Annotated in this window: 17 protein-coding genes; 9 read left to right on the forward strand and 8 right to left on the reverse strand. The window is 48.9% G+C overall.

Going from position 1 to position 19,208, the window contains the following annotated elements; translation table 11 throughout:
* Nucleotides 1–14: 14 nt before the first annotated feature.
* From NW212_RS01290 to nusB, 7 genes are all read right to left on the reverse strand, one after another.
* Nucleotides 15–950 (reverse strand): two-component regulator propeller domain-containing protein, encoded by a 936-nt coding sequence (locus tag NW212_RS01290; RefSeq protein WP_258336848.1) that lies wholly within the window; start codon nt 948–950, stop codon nt 15–17.
* A gap of 302 nt (nt 951–1,252) precedes the next feature.
* Nucleotides 1,253–1,756 carry an RNA polymerase sigma factor gene (locus tag NW212_RS01295; RefSeq protein ID WP_258336849.1) on the reverse strand — a complete coding sequence of 168 codons (504 nt, stop codon included), beginning with the start codon at nt 1,754–1,756 and terminating at the stop codon, nt 1,253–1,255.
* A gap of 292 nt (nt 1,757–2,048) precedes the next feature.
* Nucleotides 2,049–2,468 (reverse strand): DUF5606 domain-containing protein, encoded by a 420-nt coding sequence (locus tag NW212_RS01300; RefSeq protein ID WP_258336850.1) that lies wholly within the window; start codon nt 2,466–2,468, stop codon nt 2,049–2,051.
* Nucleotides 2,469–2,547: 79 nt separating this feature from the next.
* Complete coding sequence (gene coaE, locus NW212_RS01305; protein ID WP_258336851.1) at nt 2,548–3,153, reverse strand: dephospho-CoA kinase; 606 nt, start codon at nt 3,151–3,153, stop codon at nt 2,548–2,550.
* A complete protein-coding gene (locus NW212_RS01310; RefSeq protein ID WP_258336852.1) occupies nt 3,146–4,177 on the reverse strand; it encodes a YbbR-like domain-containing protein in 1,032 nt (343 codons plus the stop codon). Before NW212_RS01310 ends, coaE begins: the two co-directional genes overlap by 8 nt.
* Nucleotides 4,178–4,194: 17 nt before the next feature.
* Nucleotides 4,195–4,503 (reverse strand): preprotein translocase subunit YajC, encoded by a 309-nt coding sequence (gene yajC, locus NW212_RS01315; protein ID WP_258336853.1) that lies wholly within the window; start codon nt 4,501–4,503, stop codon nt 4,195–4,197.
* A 36-nt stretch (nt 4,504–4,539) separates the two neighbouring features.
* A complete protein-coding gene (gene nusB, locus NW212_RS01320; protein ID WP_258336854.1) occupies nt 4,540–5,466 on the reverse strand; it encodes a transcription antitermination factor NusB in 927 nt (308 codons plus the stop codon).
* Between the two features lie 172 nt (nt 5,467–5,638).
* Here nusB and NW212_RS01325 point away from each other — a divergent pair, with 172 nt between their 5' ends.
* The 4 genes from NW212_RS01325 (at nt 5,639) to NW212_RS01340 (ending at nt 7,792) form a co-directional block, all read left to right on the forward strand.
* Nucleotides 5,639–6,022 carry a PUR family DNA/RNA-binding protein gene (locus NW212_RS01325; protein ID WP_258336855.1) on the forward strand — a complete coding sequence of 128 codons (384 nt, stop codon included), beginning with the start codon at nt 5,639–5,641 and terminating at the stop codon, nt 6,020–6,022.
* 143 nt (nt 6,023–6,165) lie between these two features.
* A complete protein-coding gene (locus tag NW212_RS01330; protein WP_258336856.1) occupies nt 6,166–6,762 on the forward strand; it encodes a 50S ribosomal protein L25/general stress protein Ctc in 597 nt (198 codons plus the stop codon).
* A 22-nt stretch (nt 6,763–6,784) separates the two neighbouring features.
* On the forward strand, nt 6,785–7,348 hold the full coding sequence (gene pth / locus NW212_RS01335; RefSeq protein ID WP_258336857.1) for an aminoacyl-tRNA hydrolase: 564 nt from the start codon (nt 6,785–6,787) through the stop codon (nt 7,346–7,348).
* 15 nt (nt 7,349–7,363) lie between these two features.
* Nucleotides 7,364–7,792, forward strand: a complete 429-nt coding sequence (locus NW212_RS01340) for an RNA-binding S4 domain-containing protein (protein ID WP_258336858.1) — start codon at nt 7,364–7,366, stop codon at nt 7,790–7,792.
* A 129-nt stretch (nt 7,793–7,921) separates the two neighbouring features.
* On the opposite strand, the gene NW212_RS01345 is transcribed toward NW212_RS01340, so the two are convergent.
* A complete protein-coding gene (locus NW212_RS01345) occupies nt 7,922–10,213 on the reverse strand; it encodes a cation:proton antiporter (RefSeq protein ID WP_258336859.1) in 2,292 nt (763 codons plus the stop codon).
* Nucleotides 10,214–10,311: 98 nt separating this feature from the next.
* On the opposite strand from NW212_RS01345, the gene NW212_RS01350 reads away from it, so the two are divergent.
* The 5 genes from NW212_RS01350 (at nt 10,312) to NW212_RS01370 (ending at nt 19,207) form a co-directional block, all read left to right on the forward strand.
* Complete coding sequence (locus NW212_RS01350; RefSeq protein ID WP_258336860.1) at nt 10,312–12,825, forward strand: heavy metal translocating P-type ATPase; 2,514 nt, start codon at nt 10,312–10,314, stop codon at nt 12,823–12,825.
* Entirely contained in the window at nt 12,822–13,208 is a 387-nt protein-coding gene (crcB, locus tag NW212_RS01355) for a fluoride efflux transporter CrcB (protein WP_258336861.1), read from the forward strand. Before NW212_RS01350 ends, crcB begins: the two co-directional genes overlap by 4 nt.
* 185 nt (nt 13,209–13,393) lie before the next feature.
* Nucleotides 13,394–14,173, forward strand: a complete 780-nt coding sequence (locus NW212_RS01360; RefSeq protein WP_258336862.1) for a hypothetical protein — start codon at nt 13,394–13,396, stop codon at nt 14,171–14,173.
* A 13-nt stretch (nt 14,174–14,186) separates the two neighbouring features.
* Nucleotides 14,187–18,455 carry a DEAD/DEAH box helicase family protein gene (locus tag NW212_RS01365; protein ID WP_258336863.1) on the forward strand — a complete coding sequence of 1,423 codons (4,269 nt, stop codon included), beginning with the start codon at nt 14,187–14,189 and terminating at the stop codon, nt 18,453–18,455.
* Nucleotides 18,456–18,463: 8 nt separating this feature from the next.
* Nucleotides 18,464–19,207 (forward strand): SDR family oxidoreductase, encoded by a 744-nt coding sequence (locus NW212_RS01370; protein WP_258336864.1) that lies wholly within the window; start codon nt 18,464–18,466, stop codon nt 19,205–19,207.
* Nucleotide 19,208: the final 1 nt, after the last annotated feature.

Here is a 19,208-nt window from a genome sequence, read left to right on the forward strand (position 1 = left end):
TGATAAAGCCCTACTCATACCAAACTGTCCCTGTCGACCAAAAGTGAATAGACGGAATTGGAACGCAGCCCCGGCTCTTCCTTTCTCTCCGGATCATTCCGGAAAGAGCGCACAATCCTCCGTTCGCGTACAGACACGAAATGCACGCCGTTGCCGTCTGTCCCCACATAGAGCATATCGTTCCCATCATCCGACAAGGACATTATTACATCGCATCCCACATCAACATACCGGGAGAAAGCTGCTGTTTTCATATCAAACCGCAGGATTCCGTGATTCATTGTCCCGATATACAAAACAGAATCAAGGCACGTCATCGTCCGATAGGAGCATTCGCTTTCCTCTTTGAAAAGGCTGTTCGGATAGTGAGTTGTCTTTCCATTCTTCAGATTCATGGCATACAGACCGTTGCGCGTGATCATCCACAGACTGCCGCCCGCCTTGTCCAGATAAAGGCTGATGACAAAATTACCGGAAGAAAGGATGTTTGAGTCAACCTGACGGAATTCAAAAGCCCCGTCCCGGCAAATGTACAATCCTGTTTCGCTGCCTATATATAATGTTCCGTCATCACCCTGGCAAATAGACCGCACGCCGTGAGCAATTACATCCGGAGCAACCCGCCGCAACGAGTCACCGTCCACCTGCCAGAGTCCCATGTCATTTCCCATCCAAATCCGGTTGTCCGAGGTTTCTACAATCGTATTCACCCATTTCAGCTTTTCATTTTCACCGGGTATCGGATAATGCTTCAAGTGTATTCCGTCAAAACGCTCCACAGAAGTGGAAGTCCCCATCCACATATATCCGCACGAATCCTTATACAAAGCGCAGACCGTCAGGTCGGAAAGGCCGTCTGAACCCGTCAGCCCACGAAATGTGAAGGGAGCGGACATTGCAGAAAGAAAAGAAAGGAAAAGAAGGCATACAGCCAGGTATATAGTTCTCATAGTCAGTCGTCATTACGGTATGATACCGCAAAGATAGCAAAAAAACTCATAAACAAAAGCAGAAACCGACCAACCGCATCCGAAATTGCGGCCGCCTCAGAATTCGCATCCATCCGCTTCTCCTTTTCACCCCGACAAAGAGTCATGTCTGCCGCGGCATTTTTTATATTCCACAACGTGGAATATACGGTCCACAATCTGGAATGTACATTCCAAAGGCTGGAATGTACGTTCCACAACGTGGAATATAGAACCGTTCACGGCATTCGGAAAATACATGCACAAACAAGCAACAAACATTTTCACAGAAACTGCTTCATATATGTACGTATTTCCTTGCGTCCGGCCAACAAATGATTCTCTACCGTTCTTTTGGAGAGATTCATCTTTTCCGCAATATCCGCAGAACTTCTCCCCCGGAAGTGACTCTGCATGTATACTTCACGACGGCGTACGGGCAGCTCCGAAAGCTTGCGCCACAGCAGACACCTCAACTCATCCATAATAACACGGCTTTCTGTCCCCGCACAGAAGCTCTCTTCCGCCCCGCCTACATATTCCATCACCTCCTGCCACCTGTAAAACCTCCTCAGATAGTCTGTAACCAGATTCCGGGCTATCGTATAAAGCAATCGCTTGAGCGTGTCTTCACTCAAAGGCCTGCCAGCACTCCAAAGGCGGAGAAAAGTGTCTTGCACCAAGTCTTCCGCATCCTCTTTCCTGCCTATCCTGCCATAAACGTAAAAGAAAACATCATGTCTGTATTTCCGATAAGCATCGCCCACCAAACCACTAAATTCTGTCATTGTATCATTCATGGATTTATCTTTGAATATTTATATATGCTCCACAAATATAAACCTCAAGGTTATTTACAGAAAAGAATAAAAATCCTGATTGATACAACTACACGTAACAAAACTCAAACCGCGGAACTCTGCTGAAAATCAAACAGATAATTCAAAATTAATCTGTATCATTCAATAATATAAGACTCAAACCGGGCCGACAGGCACAACAAACTTCAAGGGCATCGGAAACATCTTAAAAACAAGATCTCCCGATGCCCTTGAAACCGGCCGCTGAAAAACAGCTTGTTTATTCAGCCTTTTCTTCGCTTTCTTCTTCTACAAACTCCGTTTCTCCGTTGGCTACAAGCAGATTGTACCACTGTACAAGTTTCTTGATGTCACTTGTATGCACACGGTCACGGTCGTAATTCGGAAGCACCTCTGCCATGAAAGCATGGAGTTCTTCGTTGGAAGCCTTCTTGTAATTGAAAGAGATCTCGCCTCCATTTTCCTTTTTCTTGATCGACTCAAGAACTGTGCCCAGCGGAACTTCGTCCGCATCGGTATACATGGCGATATCTCCCAACGAAATCACCTTGTCGCTGCCATAAATAGGCATTCTTTTCTTCTCAGCACTCACCGACTCAACAATCAGCATATTTTTTGCCTGTGATACCAACTTATACAAACCGGGCTTGCCGGAAATTGCCAAAATAGTCTTTAACATAGCTCGTCTAAATAATGTCTTAAAAAAATTAGTTGTCTTTCGGTTGACAAAAATACAATCCTCAGACGAAATACACAAACTATCCGATGTCTTTTCTGCCGATGAGCGCAATAAGAAGGTTGTCAATCTGGGGTTCAAGAGAAGAAATCCCGTCATTCAAGATAACAAAGTCCGATTTCTTCCTTTTCTCCTCATCTCCCATCTGCGCCTTCATCCGCGAAAGCACCTGGCGTTCGCTCATTCCGTCACGCTGCATAACGCGGCGGATACGCAAGGCTTCCGGGGCATATACCATCACGGTCTTGTCGACTCCTTTGTTGAATCCGGACTCAAACAGTATGGCACTTTCCATACCCACCAGACGGCATCCCTCGCTTCGCATTCTCTCCGCCCACAAAAGGAAATCATCAAACACGCAGGGATGAATGATCGAATTGACTCTCCGGGCATTTTCTTCACCGGCAAACAGATAGGAGGCAAGCAACAGCTTGTTGAGGGATCCGTCCGGAGCATAGACACCGGCTCCCAGCAGTGCCGTCAGTCCGTCACGTATTTCCGGCGAATCTACAGTCAGCATCTTTGCCCTGCTGTCTGTGTCATACAACGGCACTCCCCGCTTTTCAAGCAGAGAAGACACATACGACTTTCCGCTGCCTATCCCTCCCGTTATTCCCAGTTTAATCATCGATAGAATCTGCTTTAAGATCTTCGGGCTGCTGCTCTATCAGATAATCCACCGCAGCCGGAACAATGCGGATATGATTGACGAAATCCGGCGACTTCTTTACCGACAATTCAATCTTGTCCGACTTGTTTTTTACAAGCTCTTCGTAAGAAACTCCAATAAAGAAATCGTCTTCCGAGACAAGCTTGAAGTTTTTCAGGCCCACTTGAAATGTCACACGGACTTTCGAAGGAAAGGTGCGCAACACCTTTCCCGGAGGAAAGTTCAGGCCAACGACCGGTATTTCAATCGTTTTTTCTGAATACATGTCTGTGCATACCGTCAGATCGGCCGACGCAGGCACGAACTTGACACCGCGGATCTTCTGCAACGGAAGATGACGCCTCACGGTATCCGTGATATTCTCTATCGTGAAAGGAGCGGTGTAGGCAACAGAAAGAGTTTCAAGCAAGTTTTTCGGCGCGTAGACCGTTACGGAATCCGGAGAAAGATACATATTGCTCACATAATACTGCATCCCGGCCAGCACGGTTCCGTTTATAGCGACAGGCACCTGCTTAGCCTCCCCCTGCGAATAAATAAAGTCGATCGTATCGGGATGCACAGAAACGATCCGCGTGGTATTGTTCAATTGCGAGGATATTCTTTTCATGACTTCAGCCGTCGGGATATGCACGCAGCCTCCCTTATCCTTATAATCGTCGAAATTGAACACCACAGGAAAGAACGTGCGCCCCAGCATGTAATTCAAAAGCACAGTTCCCCTGTCCTCCACCTTCACTCTAAGCTGTCCGGGGATTTCGGAAGTCATTACAACATCTTCCGGAATCCCTTTCAGGCGCAAGGGTATTTTGAATTCGGCACGATATTCGTCGTTCATTGTCTGCAGAAGCCAGAAGCAGAATGACACGAACACAAAAAACAAAAAAATCAGAAACTCCCTGCTCTTGTCGCTTAGCAGGAAGTTTCTGATCCTTCTGTAAACAATTGGAATATATCTTCTTATGTTCTTCTTGGCGAACATCTTAAGTCAGACTTAATTTATTTGGAAGCCTGCGACTGCGCGTCAGGGTAAATCGAGTTCTTGTCGATTTTAATTTTTACGCTCGGAGCGATTTCAACGATCACAGCGTTGTCTTCTATTTCTTTAATCTTGCCATAAATGCCGCCGGCCGTAATTACAGACTGACCCACCTCAAGACCTTTGCGGAACTTCTGTATTTCCTTCTGCTTCTTGTTCTGCGGACGAATCATAAAGAAATACATGATTACGAAGATGGCTACCATCATAATGAGGAAAGAGTAGTCGGCTCCCCCCTGTGCCTGCAACATAACAGTTAACAAATTCATACTTTTTCTTGATTTAGATTTTGATTAATACTATTCTCAGTTCTTTGTCAGTTTATTGTCCTTCTTCAACTGCTTCACGATGCCGTCGAGCGTACCGTTGATGAAAGCCCCGCTTTTAGGCGTGCTGTACAGTTTGGCAATCTCAACGTATTCGTTCAACGAAACACTGATCGGTATGTTCGGGAAGCTGAGTATTTCTGCCAGAGCGATCTGCATGATCACCATATCCATCACCGCCACACGGTTCAAATCCCAGTTCCGCGAATTTTCGCTTATCAGATGGCGATAGTAATCCGCATTCAGAATCGAACGGCGGAAAAGACGGCGGGCAAAGTCCTGATCCTCCTCATCCTTGAATTCCGGAAGCAGCTCCTGCTTTTCCCCGTTCTTCGGATCAAAGCGCTTGATGGTTTTCAGCACAAACGTATCCACAATTTCCTTGTCATCGTTCCAATACAGACTCTGGTCTTCAAGCACATCATCCAAAGCCTGATTGTTGAACACCATCTTCTTGTAAAGCTTTCTCCACAGTTCGCGGTCTTCATCATACGAAGAGGTTTCGCTGGCCATATATTCCTTATATATATCGCTCTGCATAATCTGTTCGCAGAGGCCTTTAACGAATTCACTTTCATTCTCCCATGTCCGTTTTTGGGAAGCCATAAACTCATTCAGCTGAACATTTGATTCGAGCTGCGCGATAAAACGGTTTTCAACGAATTTCATGTTGGGCGACAAGTCTTCCTTCGTAGGAGCCAGTTTGTGTTTGGCTGCATCAATTCGTTTTGCAGCATACCGCGTCACCTCAACCATCAACAAGAGAAGATAGTTGTACAGATCATACGCTTTCGACAAGCTGAAAAACAATTCTTTCTCAGCCGTATCCAAGTTTTTACCACCATTCTGATAATATGCGTATATTATCTGAACTATCTTAAGACGAATAAGAACTCTATTAATCATATTAATTATACAAATTTCAGGTTTGCAAAAGTAATCAAATTTCTCAAACCAGACATCACTGCAGGGCATATTTTTTCTTTTTTTTAGAGATTTGTTTTTTTTATCCTGCCAGCCCTTTGCAATTTACAAAAAAATCAGCAATTTTGAAGCGGTTTTATAAGTATTGTGAACTATGGAAGAACTGAAAAAGAAAACAACAGCTAGTGAAGCAGACAAAGAAATCGTCTTCTCCAAAGCAATCAAAGCGGGGAAACGCATTTATTATCTTGATGTCAAGAGAAACAGAAAAGATGAAATGTTTTTAGCCATAACCGAAAGCAAAAAAATCGTACTCGGCGAAGGAAACGATTCTCAAGTGAACTTTGAAAAGCATAAGATCTTTCTTTACAAAGAAGATTTCGAGAAATTCATGGACGGATTAAAGCAGGCCATTCAGTTCATCGAACAGGAACAGGGTCCGGTTTACGGACAGACACACATAGCCGACACAAACAATTTGGGAAAGAATGCGCTTACGCCAGACGCCAATGAAATAAAAATAGACATTGATTTCTAATTTTTCGGGGAAAAGTTGGTCAAAAAGGAGAAAAAGGCTATCTTTGCACCGCTTTTAAAAAATCATCGTGTGCAAACACACAGTGTGATGGTGAATTAAGCAGCAAATCAACTTAATTTAGAGTAACACAAAAATTTTAAGTAATGAAATCAATTGAAGTAAAAGGTTCTTTAAGAACAGAAACAGGAAAGAAAGCAACTCACGAACTGCGCAAGAACGATTCTATCCCATGCGTGCTTTACGGATCACAGAAAGATGAAAACGGGAATATCATCGACACACACTTCGCCGTAACAAACGAAGCCGTAAGAAAACTGGTTTATACTCCGCATATTTATGTTGTAGACCTGAACATCGATGGCAAAATCGTCAATGCGGTCATGAAAGACATTCAGTTCCACCCGGTAACTGACAAGATTCTTCACATCGACTTTTATCAGATTGACGAATCCAACCCGATCGTAATGGAAGTTCCCGTTCAGCTTGAAGGATTGGCTGAAGGTGTGAAAGCCGGCGGTAAATTGTCACTTCAGATGCGCAAGCTGAAAGTTAAAGCACTTTATAACGTCATTCCGGAACGTCTGGTTATCAACGTTTCTAACTTGGGACTGGGCAAAACAATCAAAGTTGGCGAACTGAGCTACGAAGGTCTGGAACTGCTGAACGCAAAAGACGCTGTTGTCTGCGCAGTTAAATTGACTCGTGCGGCTCGTGGTGCACAAGCTAACGCTGGCAAATAATAAAAACTGACAATCCTTTTCAATGAAATACTTGATAGCCGGACTGGGGAATATCGGTGAAGAATACCGGAATACCCGTCACAATATAGGATTTATGGTATTGGACGCCCTTGCTAAGGCGTCCAATATTGTTTTTAGCGACAAGCGATACGGTGCAGTGGCAAACATGTCGGTCAAAGGACAACAACTGGTCCTGCTCAAACCTTCCACCTACATGAACCTGAGCGGAAATGCTGTGCGCTATTGGATGCAGCAGGAAAAGATTCCGCTGGAAAACCTGCTGGTAGTAGTGGACGATCTGGCACTTCCCTTCGGAACGCTGAGGCTGAAAGGAAAAGGAAGCGATGCCGGACACAACGGACTGAAGCACATCGCCGCTACATTAGGGACTCAGAATTACGCCCGCCTGCGCTTCGGCATCGGAAACGACTTTCCGAGAGGAGGACAGATAGACTATGTGCTCGGACATTTCAGCGAAGAAGACATGAAACTCATGCCCGAACGGCTGGAAATGGCTGGCGAAGCCGTCAAAATGTTTTGCCTGGCAGGACTGAACAATGCAATGAACCAATTCAACAACAAATGATTTTGTAAGAAAACTATGCCTGAAGCTAGAATAGACAAATGGATGTGGGCTGCACGAATTTTCAAGACACGGACAATAGCGGCGGAAGCATGCAAAAAAGGACGTGTATCCATAAACGGAGCCCAAGCAAAACCGGCAAGGATGATCAAGCCTGGCGATGTAATACAGGTAAGGAAACCGCCGGTAACCTACTCTTTTAAAGTGCTGCAGGCTATCGAAAAAAGGGTAGGCGCCAAACTGGTACCTGAAATCATGGAGAATGTAACCACTCCAGACCAGTACGAACTGCTGGAAATGAACAGAATCAGCGGATTCGTAAACAGAGCCAAAGGGACAGGACGCCCGACAAAAAAAGACAGGCGCGACCTCGACGAGTTCTTCACTCCCGAATACAGCGACAATTTCGATTTTGACTTCGACTTTGAGGACGAAGAAGACGAATGATCAGATATTGAAGCAGAAGGGCCGTATCATTTTCTCTGCCTGAAAATGATACGGCTCTTTTGTTATCGATAGAGATACCCCCTCTTTCAGTTTAGTCAAAATATGACCGGGAAAAACAAGCGCAGGCGCTCATTCTTCGTCCACATCATTCTTTCGCTCCTCCGGCTGGTTTACAGCGAAGAGCGCCGCCAGATTATCTTTTTCTCCCACAACCCAAAGAATATCACCTTCATTAAGCGGAAGGTTCACATCGGGCTTATGAAGGGAATCTCCGGTGGTCAGCTCGATACCGACAACAAGGCAGTGATACTTGTTGCGCACGCCGCACTCTCTTATCGTACGCTTGCAGAATGGAGAACCCGCCACTATGACAAACTGCTTCAGATACATTTCACGCTTCTCAAAATCATCATCCGAATGATAGTCTGAAACCTTTTCTGCCTGAGTCGTAAAAACAGACAACTGATCATCTGTCCCTATGACCTGCAACGTATCGCCCGGATAAATCCGGTTTTCTCCTCCCGGTATATTCAACCGGTGCTTTCCGCGGATAATAGAAGCCACATGCACCCCGTATTTCTTCCCTAAATCCAGCTCCTTCAACGTCTTGCCGCCCCACAGCGAATCTGCCGGAACAGTGAAGTCAGACAAGTGCAAGTCCCTGTCGAGCAGACGGCCCGCATATTCCGGACGCTTCTCTCCCAAATAGACCTTATGGACATCTTTCGAACGAAGGTTCTGCACAAAAGTCCGCTCCAACCCGATCGACTGCTTTTTCAGGAAACGCGAAAAGATCATCAGCACAACCAGCACCAGCGCTATGCCGACAACCAAGGCCGTCGAAGTCTGGAAAAGATACTCTACGATATATACAACAAACCCGATGCCAAGGATGATGCGAAGCAATATTACCGAAATCAGCGGCGCATGATTGTAACGGTTGTCAGCCCACAATGCCTTGAACTCGATGGAGTGGTTCTTCTTCATGATCATGGCCCGCAAAAACGGAGCCACCAGCACGATTGTCACGGCAGCCCCCGCCACCTTTCCCCAAAAGTCGCCCAAGGCGGAAACAAGCAGGGGAAGGAACAGATTGAACGACAAGACCATAACAGCCACACACAAGACCGAATAGACCAATACGATACGAAGAATAGCCGTCAGCAGCTTCTTCCAGTTGTTCTGATGGTTTATGGTGCTGGTTCCTGCGGAATAACGGCGGAGAAGCTCTTTCCAGAACCGGGGCAGATGAGCGTCCACCAGGCGATAGGCAGGACCGGAAAGCCGTATCATATAAGGAGTGAAGAAAGTGGTGATGACCGAAACGGCAACCACGATGGGGTAAAGGAAATGGCTCGTCACATTCAGGCTCACTCCAAGCGACGCGATGATGAATGCAAACTCACCGATCTGGGTCAGACTGAACCCGCACTGAACGGCAATCTTCAACGGCTGTCCGGAAAGCAGCACGCCGCCCGTACCGAAAACAGTCTGGCCGACCAGAATCGCCAGCACGATTACAATAATCGGGCCGATATACTCTACAATCATAGCCGGGTCTACCATCATCCCTACCGATACAAAGAAGATGGCTCCAAACAAATCCTTGACCGGATTGACCAAATGCTCAATACGCTCCGAATCGATGGTTTCAGACAAGATAGAGCCCATCACAAAGGCACCGAAAGCCGGCGAGAAGCCTACCTTGGCCGCAAGAACCACCATACCGAAACACAGCGCCAAAGACACGATGAGCAATGTTTCGTTACTCATCAGCCTGCGTACCCGGCGGAGGAACAGCGGAATCAGATAAATGCCTACCACAAACCACAGCACCAGAAAGAAAACCAGCTTGACAATGCTGTAGGCCATCTCCCCTCCTTCAAAATTCTTGCTAACCGCCAGCGTGGTCAGCATCACCATCAGCACGATCGCCAGAATGTCCTCAAGCACCAGAATGCTTAACACGATGCCCGCAAAACGCTGTTGCCTCAGGCCCATGTCGTCGAACGCCTTGTAAATGATGGTGGTCGACGACATCGCGAGCATACCCCCCAGAAACATGCAGTCCATCTGCTTCCAGCCGAACAGCCATCCCACAAACATCCCGATCAGAATCATGCAGAAAATGATGGTACAGGCGGCGATTACCGTTGACGAACCTGATTTAAGCATCTTCTTGAAACTGAAATCCAGCCCCAGCGCAAACAGAAGAAAGATGACGCCGATTTCAGACCATATCTGCATGTTCACCTCATCCGCAACCGAAGGCGTAAACTGGAAATGCGGACTGCAAAGGAAGCCGGCCACGATGTAGCCCAACACCAAAGGCTGCTTCAGTTTCTTGAATATGAGGGTGGTAATTCCGGCACAAATCAGTATCAATGCCAGATCGCTGATAAGAGGAGTCAGATGGGACATAATTTCTGCAAGGTTTTATTTTTGCAAAAGTAACGATTTACGGCCAAAACCTTTACAGATATTTTGTATTTTTGCGGCAATGCAGAAAAAGAATCAAAATGGATAAACAGCAAACGATAAAAAAGACATTTCCCGTACTGGAAATGAGCTGCGCCGCCTGTGCAGCAAGGGTGGACAAAACACTGAACAGGCAGCCGGGCGTATGCCGGGCAAGCGTAAACTATGCGGCCGCTACCGCAACCGTCGAATACGAGCCGGACCTCTGTTCGCCGGAGAAGCTGAAAGAGGCTGTCGTTGCCGCAGGATATGACCTGGTCATTGAAACAAACGAAGACAAGCGCAAGCAAGAGGTGGAAGATGCCCACGAAAGCAAATACAGAAAACTGAAGTTCCGCACCATGTGGGCCGTCATCCTGTCGGTTCCGCTGATGATTATCGGAATATTCTTTGCAGGAAAGCCTTATACAGACTACATCATGTGGCTGCTTGCCACGCCGGTTGTATGCTGGCTGGGAAGAGATTTCTACATCAATGCATGGAAACAACTGAAACACCGCACGTCAAACATGGATACGCTGGTAGCGAACAGCACGGGAATAGCCTACCTGTTCAGCCTGTTCAACCTGTTTTTCCCTGAGTTCTGGCTGGAAAGAGGAATCGAACCGCACGTCTATTTCGATGCTTCCAGCGGCATCATTGCCTTTATCCTGCTCGGACGGCTGCTGGAAGAACGGGCCAAAGGAAGCACGTCGGCAGCAATCAGGAAGCTGATGGGACTGCAGCCGCAAACAGTTACCCTGCTCTGTGCCGACGGGACGCAAAAGAAAGTGAAGGTGGAACAGGTGAGCATCGGCGACCGCCTGCTGGTAAAGCCCGGAGAAAGGATTGCCGTTGACGGAACTGTAACCGAAGGCACCTCGTATGTAGACGAAAGCATGCTGAGCGGAGAGCCGGTGGCAGTGCTGAAGGACGAAGGAGCCAAGGTATTTGCCGGCACCATCAACCAGAAGGGCAGCTTCCGGTTTACGGCTGAGAAAGTGGGAACGGAAACCGTACTGGCACACATCATCCGCATGGTGCAGGACGCTCAAGGGAGCAAGGCCCCCGTACAAAAGCTGGTCGACCGCATCGCAGCCGTTTTCGTGCCGACAATCATAGGCATTGCACTTCTTTCATTTGCAGGCTGGCTCATATTCGCTCCTTCCAACGGATTCACGCACGGACTTCTGGCCGCCGTGACCGTACTCATCATCGCCTGCCCCTGTGCTTTGGGACTGGCAACCCCGACGGCCATCATGGTGGGAATAGGAAAAGGAGCCGAACTCGGGATTCTGATAAAAGATGCGGAAAGTCTTGAAACGGCCCGCAAGGTGAATGCCATCGTACTTGACAAGACCGGCACCGTGACCGAAGGAAAACCGACCGTGACAGACTTGTCCGGAAGTCTGGAGGAGGACGGCCTGAAAAACATTTTCTACAGCCTCGAGAAGATGTCCGAACATCCCTTGGTCGAAGCGATCGCCGAACGGCTTCAGGGACAAAGCCTTCCGATCGAGAACTTCAAGAGCATCACCGGAAAAGGAATAAGCGGAACCGTAAACGGGACGGTCTATTTTGCCGGAAACTCCCGCCTGCTCGCAGAAAACCACATCGCCGTTTCCGGCGAACTGAAGAAAGAAGCCGAAAGGCTGGAAAGCGAAGCGAAAACAGTCATCTGGTTTGCCGATGAGAAACAAGCTTACGGACTGGCTGCCATCACCGACCGCATCAAGACAACGTCACAGGCGGCCGTCCGACAATTAAAGGATATGGGCATTGATGTCTATATGCTGACAGGCGACAATGAAGGAACCGCACGCTACATAGCCCGACAGGCAGGCATCACCCACTTCAAGGCAGGCGTACTCCCCGAACAGAAGGCTGCATTCATCAAATCGCTTCAGGCAGAAGGGAAAATCGCGGCAATGGTGGGCGACGGAATCAATGACAGTGCTGCCCTGGCGCAATCCGACCTCAGCATCGCCATGGGACGCGGAAGCGACATCGCCATGGACGTGGCCAAGATGACCATCATCTCGTCCGACCTGAACAAGATTGCCGATGCCATCCGGCTTTCAAGAATGACGGTGCTCACCATCCGCGAAAATCTGTTCTGGGCATTCATCTACAACCTGATAGGCGTTCCGATAGCAGCCGGCCTGCTCTACCCCGTCAACGGCTTCCTGCTCAACCCGATGATAGCCGGAGCGGCCATGGCAATGAGCAGCGTGAGCGTGGTGACCAACAGCCTGCGCCTGCGCAAGAAAAAATTAGGCAACACGGCCGCAAGGCCCGCAGCCGGGGCAAGACACATTGCGCCCGAAAAAGAAAAGGAGGATGCAGAACCTACAGCCGGGAAAATAAGGCAAGTCTACTCGGTAGACGGAATGATGTGCAACCATTGCCGCACCCGTGTGGAAAAAGTGCTGAATTCAATCGAAGGAATCTCGGCCGAGGTAACTCTCACCCCGCCCGAAGCAACGGTCACTTTTGCGAACGAGAAACTTCCGCTGGAGCAGATTCAGAGAACAATTACAGAAAAAGCAGGCGACTATACACTGAAAGAGATATGACCAAACTGATGCTGATGGTTTTTCTGGGAGGAGGCATCGGCAGCATGCTGCGGTATGCCGTCCAACTGCTGTTTGCCGGACGCATCACGCCCGGTTCGTTCCCATGGAGCACATTCGCCGTAAACCTGGCAGGCAGCTTCCTTATCGGACTGTTCTATGCCCTGGCCGGGCGTTTCAATCTTTCCGCCGAATCGAAGCTTTTCCTTACAACCGGCATATGCGGAGGCTTCACCACATTCTCCACCTTCAGCTACGAGGGAGTCAGCCTGCTCAGACAGGGACTCTACGGCACATTCTTTGCCTATGTCGCGGGCAGCGTAATTTTCGGGCTGGGCACGGCCTTTGCCGGAGCGTACTGCGGCAAACTTTTCATGGGCAAATAAACCGCCAAAAACTTGTTGGGAAAAACTCATCGACTTGTTGGGAAAGATTGATTGACTTGTTGGGATATTTTAAATGACTTAACGGGACATTTTTCGCGCCATACGAGAAACAACTTTTTACGGCGTTCCTTTTGATTTTGGACAAAAAATTGTACTTTTGAAAACTAACATTATATCAGACACAAATGAGCAACAAACAAACTTTTATCCTTGCCGCCTTTTCGGCTGCGGCCATCTCACTTGCATCATGCAGCAGCGACGACTATAATCCCATCTACCTGGTTGAAGCGGAAACTCAAACCGCGCTCGAAGGGAACCAGCTGCAAATCAGCATATTCAACAATGAAGGAGAGAAATACCTCATCCGCGGAGGGAAAGGAAACTATACGGTTTCCATAACCGACAAGAGCATCGCCGACTTCCGCTATGACGGGGACACGCTGACTTACCTGCCCGTAAGCGCGGGAACCACCGAATCCATCATTGCCGACCGGTCGGGAAACAGTTATCAGTTGAGCGTAAACGTAGGGAATCCACAGAGCATATTCACCGTAACAGGCATCGACGCCACTGTAATCGGAGGGGAACTGACACAGAACCAGACACAGGCGCTGCAGAACGAAATCACCCAGAACAGTCCCGTAAAAATCGGCGGACGCTTTGAACTGACCTATGCCGACAAGGAACTGTCTTCGGGGGACATCAAGATCTATCCCGAAGCGACAGGGGGATACAGCGTGGGAATCTTTGAGCAGAGCAGAAAGTACAACGAGAATACGGGTGCCGGACAGGTCTGCATCAAAGCGACCATGGCAGGAACCTCGGCACAAACCTACACTTTCTTCGTGACTTATCTCCAACAGAAAACATACAGATTCCAGGAAGACGTAACCAACCAATACAAGGGAACTTATCCTGCGCTGGAAGAGGCATACCGGATTTATGAACTGAAGGTGGAACAATAAGAAAGAAACGACTTTGGAGAGCCACCGCATCAAACTGCAATCTTTCGACCTGTTCGACCGTATCGAACGTATCCACCGCCAACCGACTGCAAGCCCGGAGAATATCCGGGCTAAATATATCCTGCTCTACAAGGTGCTGGAAGAAGCCGCCTATGAACTGACGGCTGCTTCTACCCTGAACTTCGCCAACCTTTTCTCACGGATCGACTATATCGGAAAGGAAAAGAAGATGACCCCTTCCGACCGTTACGCGATCCAGACCATGAGGCGCAACTGCAACAAGGCGATGGGCGACCGTTTCCAGCCGGACATGAAAGAGTATCTCTATGACCTCCGCGCGCTGGTACGCTTCGTGTCGCTGGGATTCGAAGAAGATATTCCCGCATCACTGCTGCCCGAAATCCCCCACTCCAACCGTCCCTATCCGGGAACAAGGCTTTCGCTCGTTCCCTACATACGAGCGTATGTGACCAGCTGGAACGATTCGCAGATCTTCGCTTCCTGCGACAGCGAGGAAGAGCCTTTCATCATTATCAATTACGAAAAAGCGGGATACGAAGGCGACCAGCTTTATATCCGGGAACTCCTGAGGGAAAACCTGCCGCTGAACCTGCTTGACGTAAAGGTGGACGAGGAAAACCATTATATACCGAAACTCATAGTCGCTTATCCCGACTACCTCATCGATGTCAGCGCACTGTCAAGATGCTTCCGCGAATACGGACACCATCCGCTGAACTACTTCATGGACAAGATTCTGCCGAGAGCCAACTCGGCCCCCATTCTGATGGGTAACCTGGCCAGCCAGCTGCTGGACGACTTCATAAACGAAAACCCGGACATGCCTGTCAGCTATGCCGGCTCGGTAAACAAGTTTTTCTCTTCCGCCGCGCTCGACTTCTGCACATGCAGCCTGCCTGCTGATTTTCACGCCCAGGCACAAAGCCAGATGATGAACATCCGCTCGTTTATCCATGACATGCTTCCGCGCAACATCTCCGGCTTCGACAGACAGAACACACTGCTCGAGGCTTCGTTCATCTGCGAACGCCTCGGACTGCAGGGACGTGTCGACATGCTTCAGAAGGACTTCAAGATTCTCATCGAACAGAAGGCCGGAAAACGTGACGAACGGAAGAACCGGCATAAGGAAGAACACTTCGTCCAGATGATGCTGTATCAGGGCGTGCTGATGTATAATTTCGGACAGCAGGCAAAAGACATGCAGACTTTCCTGCTCTATTCAAAGTACAAGGACGGACTGATCCTGGAGCATTTCTCTGAAAAACTGTTCCGCGAAAGCATACGCCTCAGAAACTGCATCGCAGCGCAGGAAATGAACTTCGCGGAAGGAGGAGTCACCAAAGTCATCGAGGGCCTGAGCACCGACTTGCTCAATGAAGCACGGACGCACGAAAGGCTATGGACTGACTTCCAGGAGCCTCAGCTACAAGCTGCCATCAACACGCTGAAACGCTGCACTCCCCTTGAGAGGGCGTATTTCGACCGCTTCTTCACGTTCGTGTCAAAGGAAATGCTGCTCAACAAGACGGGAGGGAACGACGACCCGTCCAGGGGATTCGCAGCTACATGGCACAATCCGACGAAAGAAAAGATGGAGGCAGGAAACATCCTGACAGGACTTACCGTGGCGGACAAGAAGAAAAGCAGCCCGGAAAAAGGATATGACTGGCTGGAGCTGAACATACCACAGCAGGAGGATGACTTCCTGCCGAACTTCAGAGCCGGCGACATGGTGATTCTTTACTCCTGTCAGGGTGAACCGGATGTGCGCAGCCAGATTCTGATGAAAGGAAACATCGTAGACCTGTCGCACGACAAGCTGACATTGCAGCTGCGCAACGGACAGCAGAACAAGGACATCATCGGAAACGAAAACGAAACGTACTGCATCGAGCACGACTCTTCCGACATGTCGCCGGCCAACGCACTGAAAGGCCTTTTCCAGTTTCTGAATGCTACCGACTTGCGCAAGCAGCTGCTGCTGGGCAGAAGAATGCCAACATCTGACCCGACAAAAAAGCTGAACGGGCATTATGGGACTTTCGACAGCCTGGTGCTGCAGGAAAAGCAGGCCAACGACTACTTTCTGCTCGTAGGTCCTCCGGGCACGGGAAAGACATCGTGCGCTCTCAGATACATGGTCGAAGAGGCACTGACAGAACCGGAAGCTTCTATCCTGCTTCTCTCATACACGAACAGGGCTGTAGACGAAATATGCAGCATGCTCACCGAATCGGGCATCTCCGGAAAAACGCCCTTTATCCGGATAGGCCATGAGCTTTCATGCGACAAGCGTTTCAGGACTTATCTGCTGAAGAACAGCCTGACTGACTGCCCCAAACTGGCGGACATCAAACGGAAAATAGCGGAAACGCGGATTTTCGTCGGCACAACAACTGCTTTCGCAAGCCGTCCGCATTTCTTCAACATCAAACGCTTTGAAACCGCTTTCATCGACGAGGCCTCACAGATTCTGGAACCGGACCTTATCGGCCTGCTTTCGGCACGCCACAACGGGAAAAATGCCATCGGGAAGTTTGTACTGATAGGCGACTACAAGCAACTGCCTGCCATAGCGCTTCAGGACGGAACGGAAGCTGCAGTCACAAACCCGCTGCTGAACGGAATCGGACTATATGACTGCCGCAACTCTCTGTTTGAAAGGCTGTACGGCCAATGCCCGGCGGACTTCAAGAATGTGCTGCGGAAACAAGGGCGGATGCATCCGGACGTTTCTGAATTTCCCAACCATGCGTTTTACTTCCACGAACACCTGGAGCCTGTCCCGCTGGAACATCAGAAGGAAGCATATCCCTATAATCCGTCAGCCGGAACCGACAGCGCCACCGAGCGTCTGCTGATGAACCGGCGCATGATATTCATTCCGGCCGGCACTCCCGAAGAATCGGCCACACTTTCAGACAAGACAAATATCAACGAAGCACGCATTGTGGCTTCTGTGCTTGAACACGTATATCGGCTTACGGCAGACTCGTTCAATCCCGACAAAACAGTCGGCGTAATCGTTCCTTACCGGAATCAGATAGCCATGATCCGGAAAGAAATCAGCAAGCTCAACATACCGGCATTGTCCGGCATATCAATCGATACGGTAGAACGTTACCAGGGAAGCCAACGTGACGTCATCATCTATTCGTTCACTGTCCGAAACTTCAGCCAGTTGAATTTCCTGACTTCAAATACGTTCAGCGAAAACGGATTCCTGATCGACAGGAAACTGAACGTAGCCATCACACGGGCCAGAAAACAGCTCATCCTCACAGGAAATCCGCAAATACTCGGAGCAAACGTCACTTTCTATAAGCTGATGGAATATATCCGGATGCATAACGGATACATCGAAGCTTCGGTCAGCGAATTCCTCGAAGGCAGGTTTCTGCTGCCGGAATACGACCGGCAATGGGATTTGAAAGACTCCGCCTATAATCTGCCGGAAGAAATGAGCCGCCTCTATGCAGAATACATCGGAAACGGACAGGGACAGGAAACCACGGAAACGGATACGGAATGCAGAGAATCTACTGCCTACGGACGCATAGACTTCCGAAAGGTGCCGCAAGAAAGAATACACGACTGCATACGGACCTACAACCGCTATTATATGCGCAAACAATACATGGCGGCAAGGACTGCCTTTGAGATTTGCGGAAACTGGCTGCGGCAGGCCATCAGAAACGTATCCGGACGGACTGTGTTCTGCGACTTCTCGTTCGAAGCGGGTTCTTCTGCCCTCGCCTTCGCCGAAACCTGCCGGAACATCCGGCACTGCGACCTGAACATGCTTTGCATTTATCCGGCGGATGAACTGGCACAAACGGCAAGACTTTTTCTTCAGAAGCTATTTCCGGAAGCAAACGCAAGTTTTCCTCCCAGCCTGTCAGCCGTAAAGAATGAGTTCTGGACAGCCCACTCAAGGCTTTCCGAACTGATAATCTTCCATTTCGGGAATGTCTTCGACAGGATATCCGAGGACGAAGCCAGAAGCCTCGCACTGCAAATAAACCAGCTGGTGCATTCCAGACCGCTTAATCACTATGCGGTATTCTACAGAGATGATGCAGGAAAGCGTGCTCATACGCATCCGTACAGAACATTCTGCAAGCATCTGACCAAAGAACTGCATCCGCTTCAACCGCAAATGCCTTTCTACGGCAGACTGATTTATCCGCAGAACAAAGACATACGGACTCCAGCCTGCGAGGATTTCTTATACGAAGTCAGAACAAACATACAATAACTTGCCACATGAAACAGATGCAAAACAAACGTGCCGTCATCATCGGCGCCACTTCCGGAATCGGATATGAAACAGCCGTTCGCCTGGTAGAGAAGGGATGGACTGTAGGTGTAGCCGGAAGAAGAACCGAAAAGTTGACAGAAATACAGAACATGGCTCCGGAGAAGATTCATACAAGAAGGATTGACATTCGGAATCACAATGCAGGCGATGAACTGCTGGCATTGGTCAATGAGATGGGAGGAATGGAACTGTTTATCCAATGTGCCGGAATCGGATTTCAGAACAGGGAACTGAAAGCTGAAACTGAACTGGAAACGGTAGGGACCAATGCCGAAGGATTCGTCCGCATGATGGATGCAGCCTTCCGCTACTTCACGGAAAAAGGCGGCGGACACATCTGCGCGGTCAGCTCAATAGCAGGCACCAAAGGACTGGGAGCAGCACCGGCTTATTCGGCAACAAAACGTTTTCAGAACATTTACATCGACTGCCTGGAACAACTGGCATATATGCAAAGATGTCCGATAAAGTTCACGGATATCAGACCTGGCTTCGTTGCTACCAGCCTGCTGAATGACGGAAAACATTATCCGCTGCTAATGGACGCGAAAACGGTGGCCCGGAAAATCGTATCTGCAATCGAACGCCGGCACCGCGTGGAAATCATCGACTGGCGGTATAAAATACTGGTATTCTTCTGGCGGATGATTCCCCGCCAAGTGTGGAAAAGGCTTCCTGTCAGCAACTGAT

This window comes from Bacteroides sp. ET225 (genome assembly GCF_024733745.1).
GTDB lineage: Bacteria > Bacteroidota > Bacteroidia > Bacteroidales > Bacteroidaceae > Phocaeicola > Phocaeicola excrementipullorum.

Coding starts and splice junctions, on each gene's coding strand:
- NW212_RS01295 (WP_258336849.1), bottom strand. CDS start 1,756: ATGACAGAATTTAGTGGTTTGGTGGGCGATGCTTATCGGAAATACAGA.
- NW212_RS01310 (WP_258336852.1), bottom strand. CDS start 4,177: ATGTTCGCCAAGAAGAACATAAGAAGATATATTCCAATTGTTTACAGA.
- NW212_RS01300 (WP_258336850.1), bottom strand. CDS start 2,468: ATGTTAAAGACTATTTTGGCAATTTCCGGCAAGCCCGGTTTGTATAAG.
- NW212_RS01290 (WP_258336848.1), bottom strand. CDS start 950: ATGAGAACTATATACCTGGCTGTATGCCTTCTTTTCCTTTCTTTTCTT.
- NW212_RS01350 (WP_258336860.1), top strand. CDS start 10,312: ATGGATAAACAGCAAACGATAAAAAAGACATTTCCCGTACTGGAAATG.
- NW212_RS01360 (WP_258336862.1), top strand. CDS start 13,394: ATGAGCAACAAACAAACTTTTATCCTTGCCGCCTTTTCGGCTGCGGCC.
- NW212_RS01330 (WP_258336856.1), top strand. CDS start 6,166: ATGAAATCAATTGAAGTAAAAGGTTCTTTAAGAACAGAAACAGGAAAG.
- NW212_RS01340 (WP_258336858.1), top strand. CDS start 7,364: ATGCCTGAAGCTAGAATAGACAAATGGATGTGGGCTGCACGAATTTTC.
- NW212_RS01325 (WP_258336855.1), top strand. CDS start 5,639: ATGGAAGAACTGAAAAAGAAAACAACAGCTAGTGAAGCAGACAAAGAA.
- pth (WP_258336857.1), top strand. CDS start 6,785: ATGAAATACTTGATAGCCGGACTGGGGAATATCGGTGAAGAATACCGG.
- coaE (WP_258336851.1), bottom strand. CDS start 3,153: ATGATTAAACTGGGAATAACGGGAGGGATAGGCAGCGGAAAGTCGTAT.
- NW212_RS01370 (WP_258336864.1), top strand. CDS start 18,464: ATGAAACAGATGCAAAACAAACGTGCCGTCATCATCGGCGCCACTTCC.
- nusB (WP_258336854.1), bottom strand. CDS start 5,466: ATGATTAATAGAGTTCTTATTCGTCTTAAGATAGTTCAGATAATATAC.
- yajC (WP_258336853.1), bottom strand. CDS start 4,503: ATGAATTTGTTAACTGTTATGTTGCAGGCACAGGGGGGAGCCGACTAC.
- crcB (WP_258336861.1), top strand. CDS start 12,822: ATGACCAAACTGATGCTGATGGTTTTTCTGGGAGGAGGCATCGGCAGC.
- NW212_RS01345 (WP_258336859.1), bottom strand. CDS start 10,213: ATGTCCCATCTGACTCCTCTTATCAGCGATCTGGCATTGATACTGATT.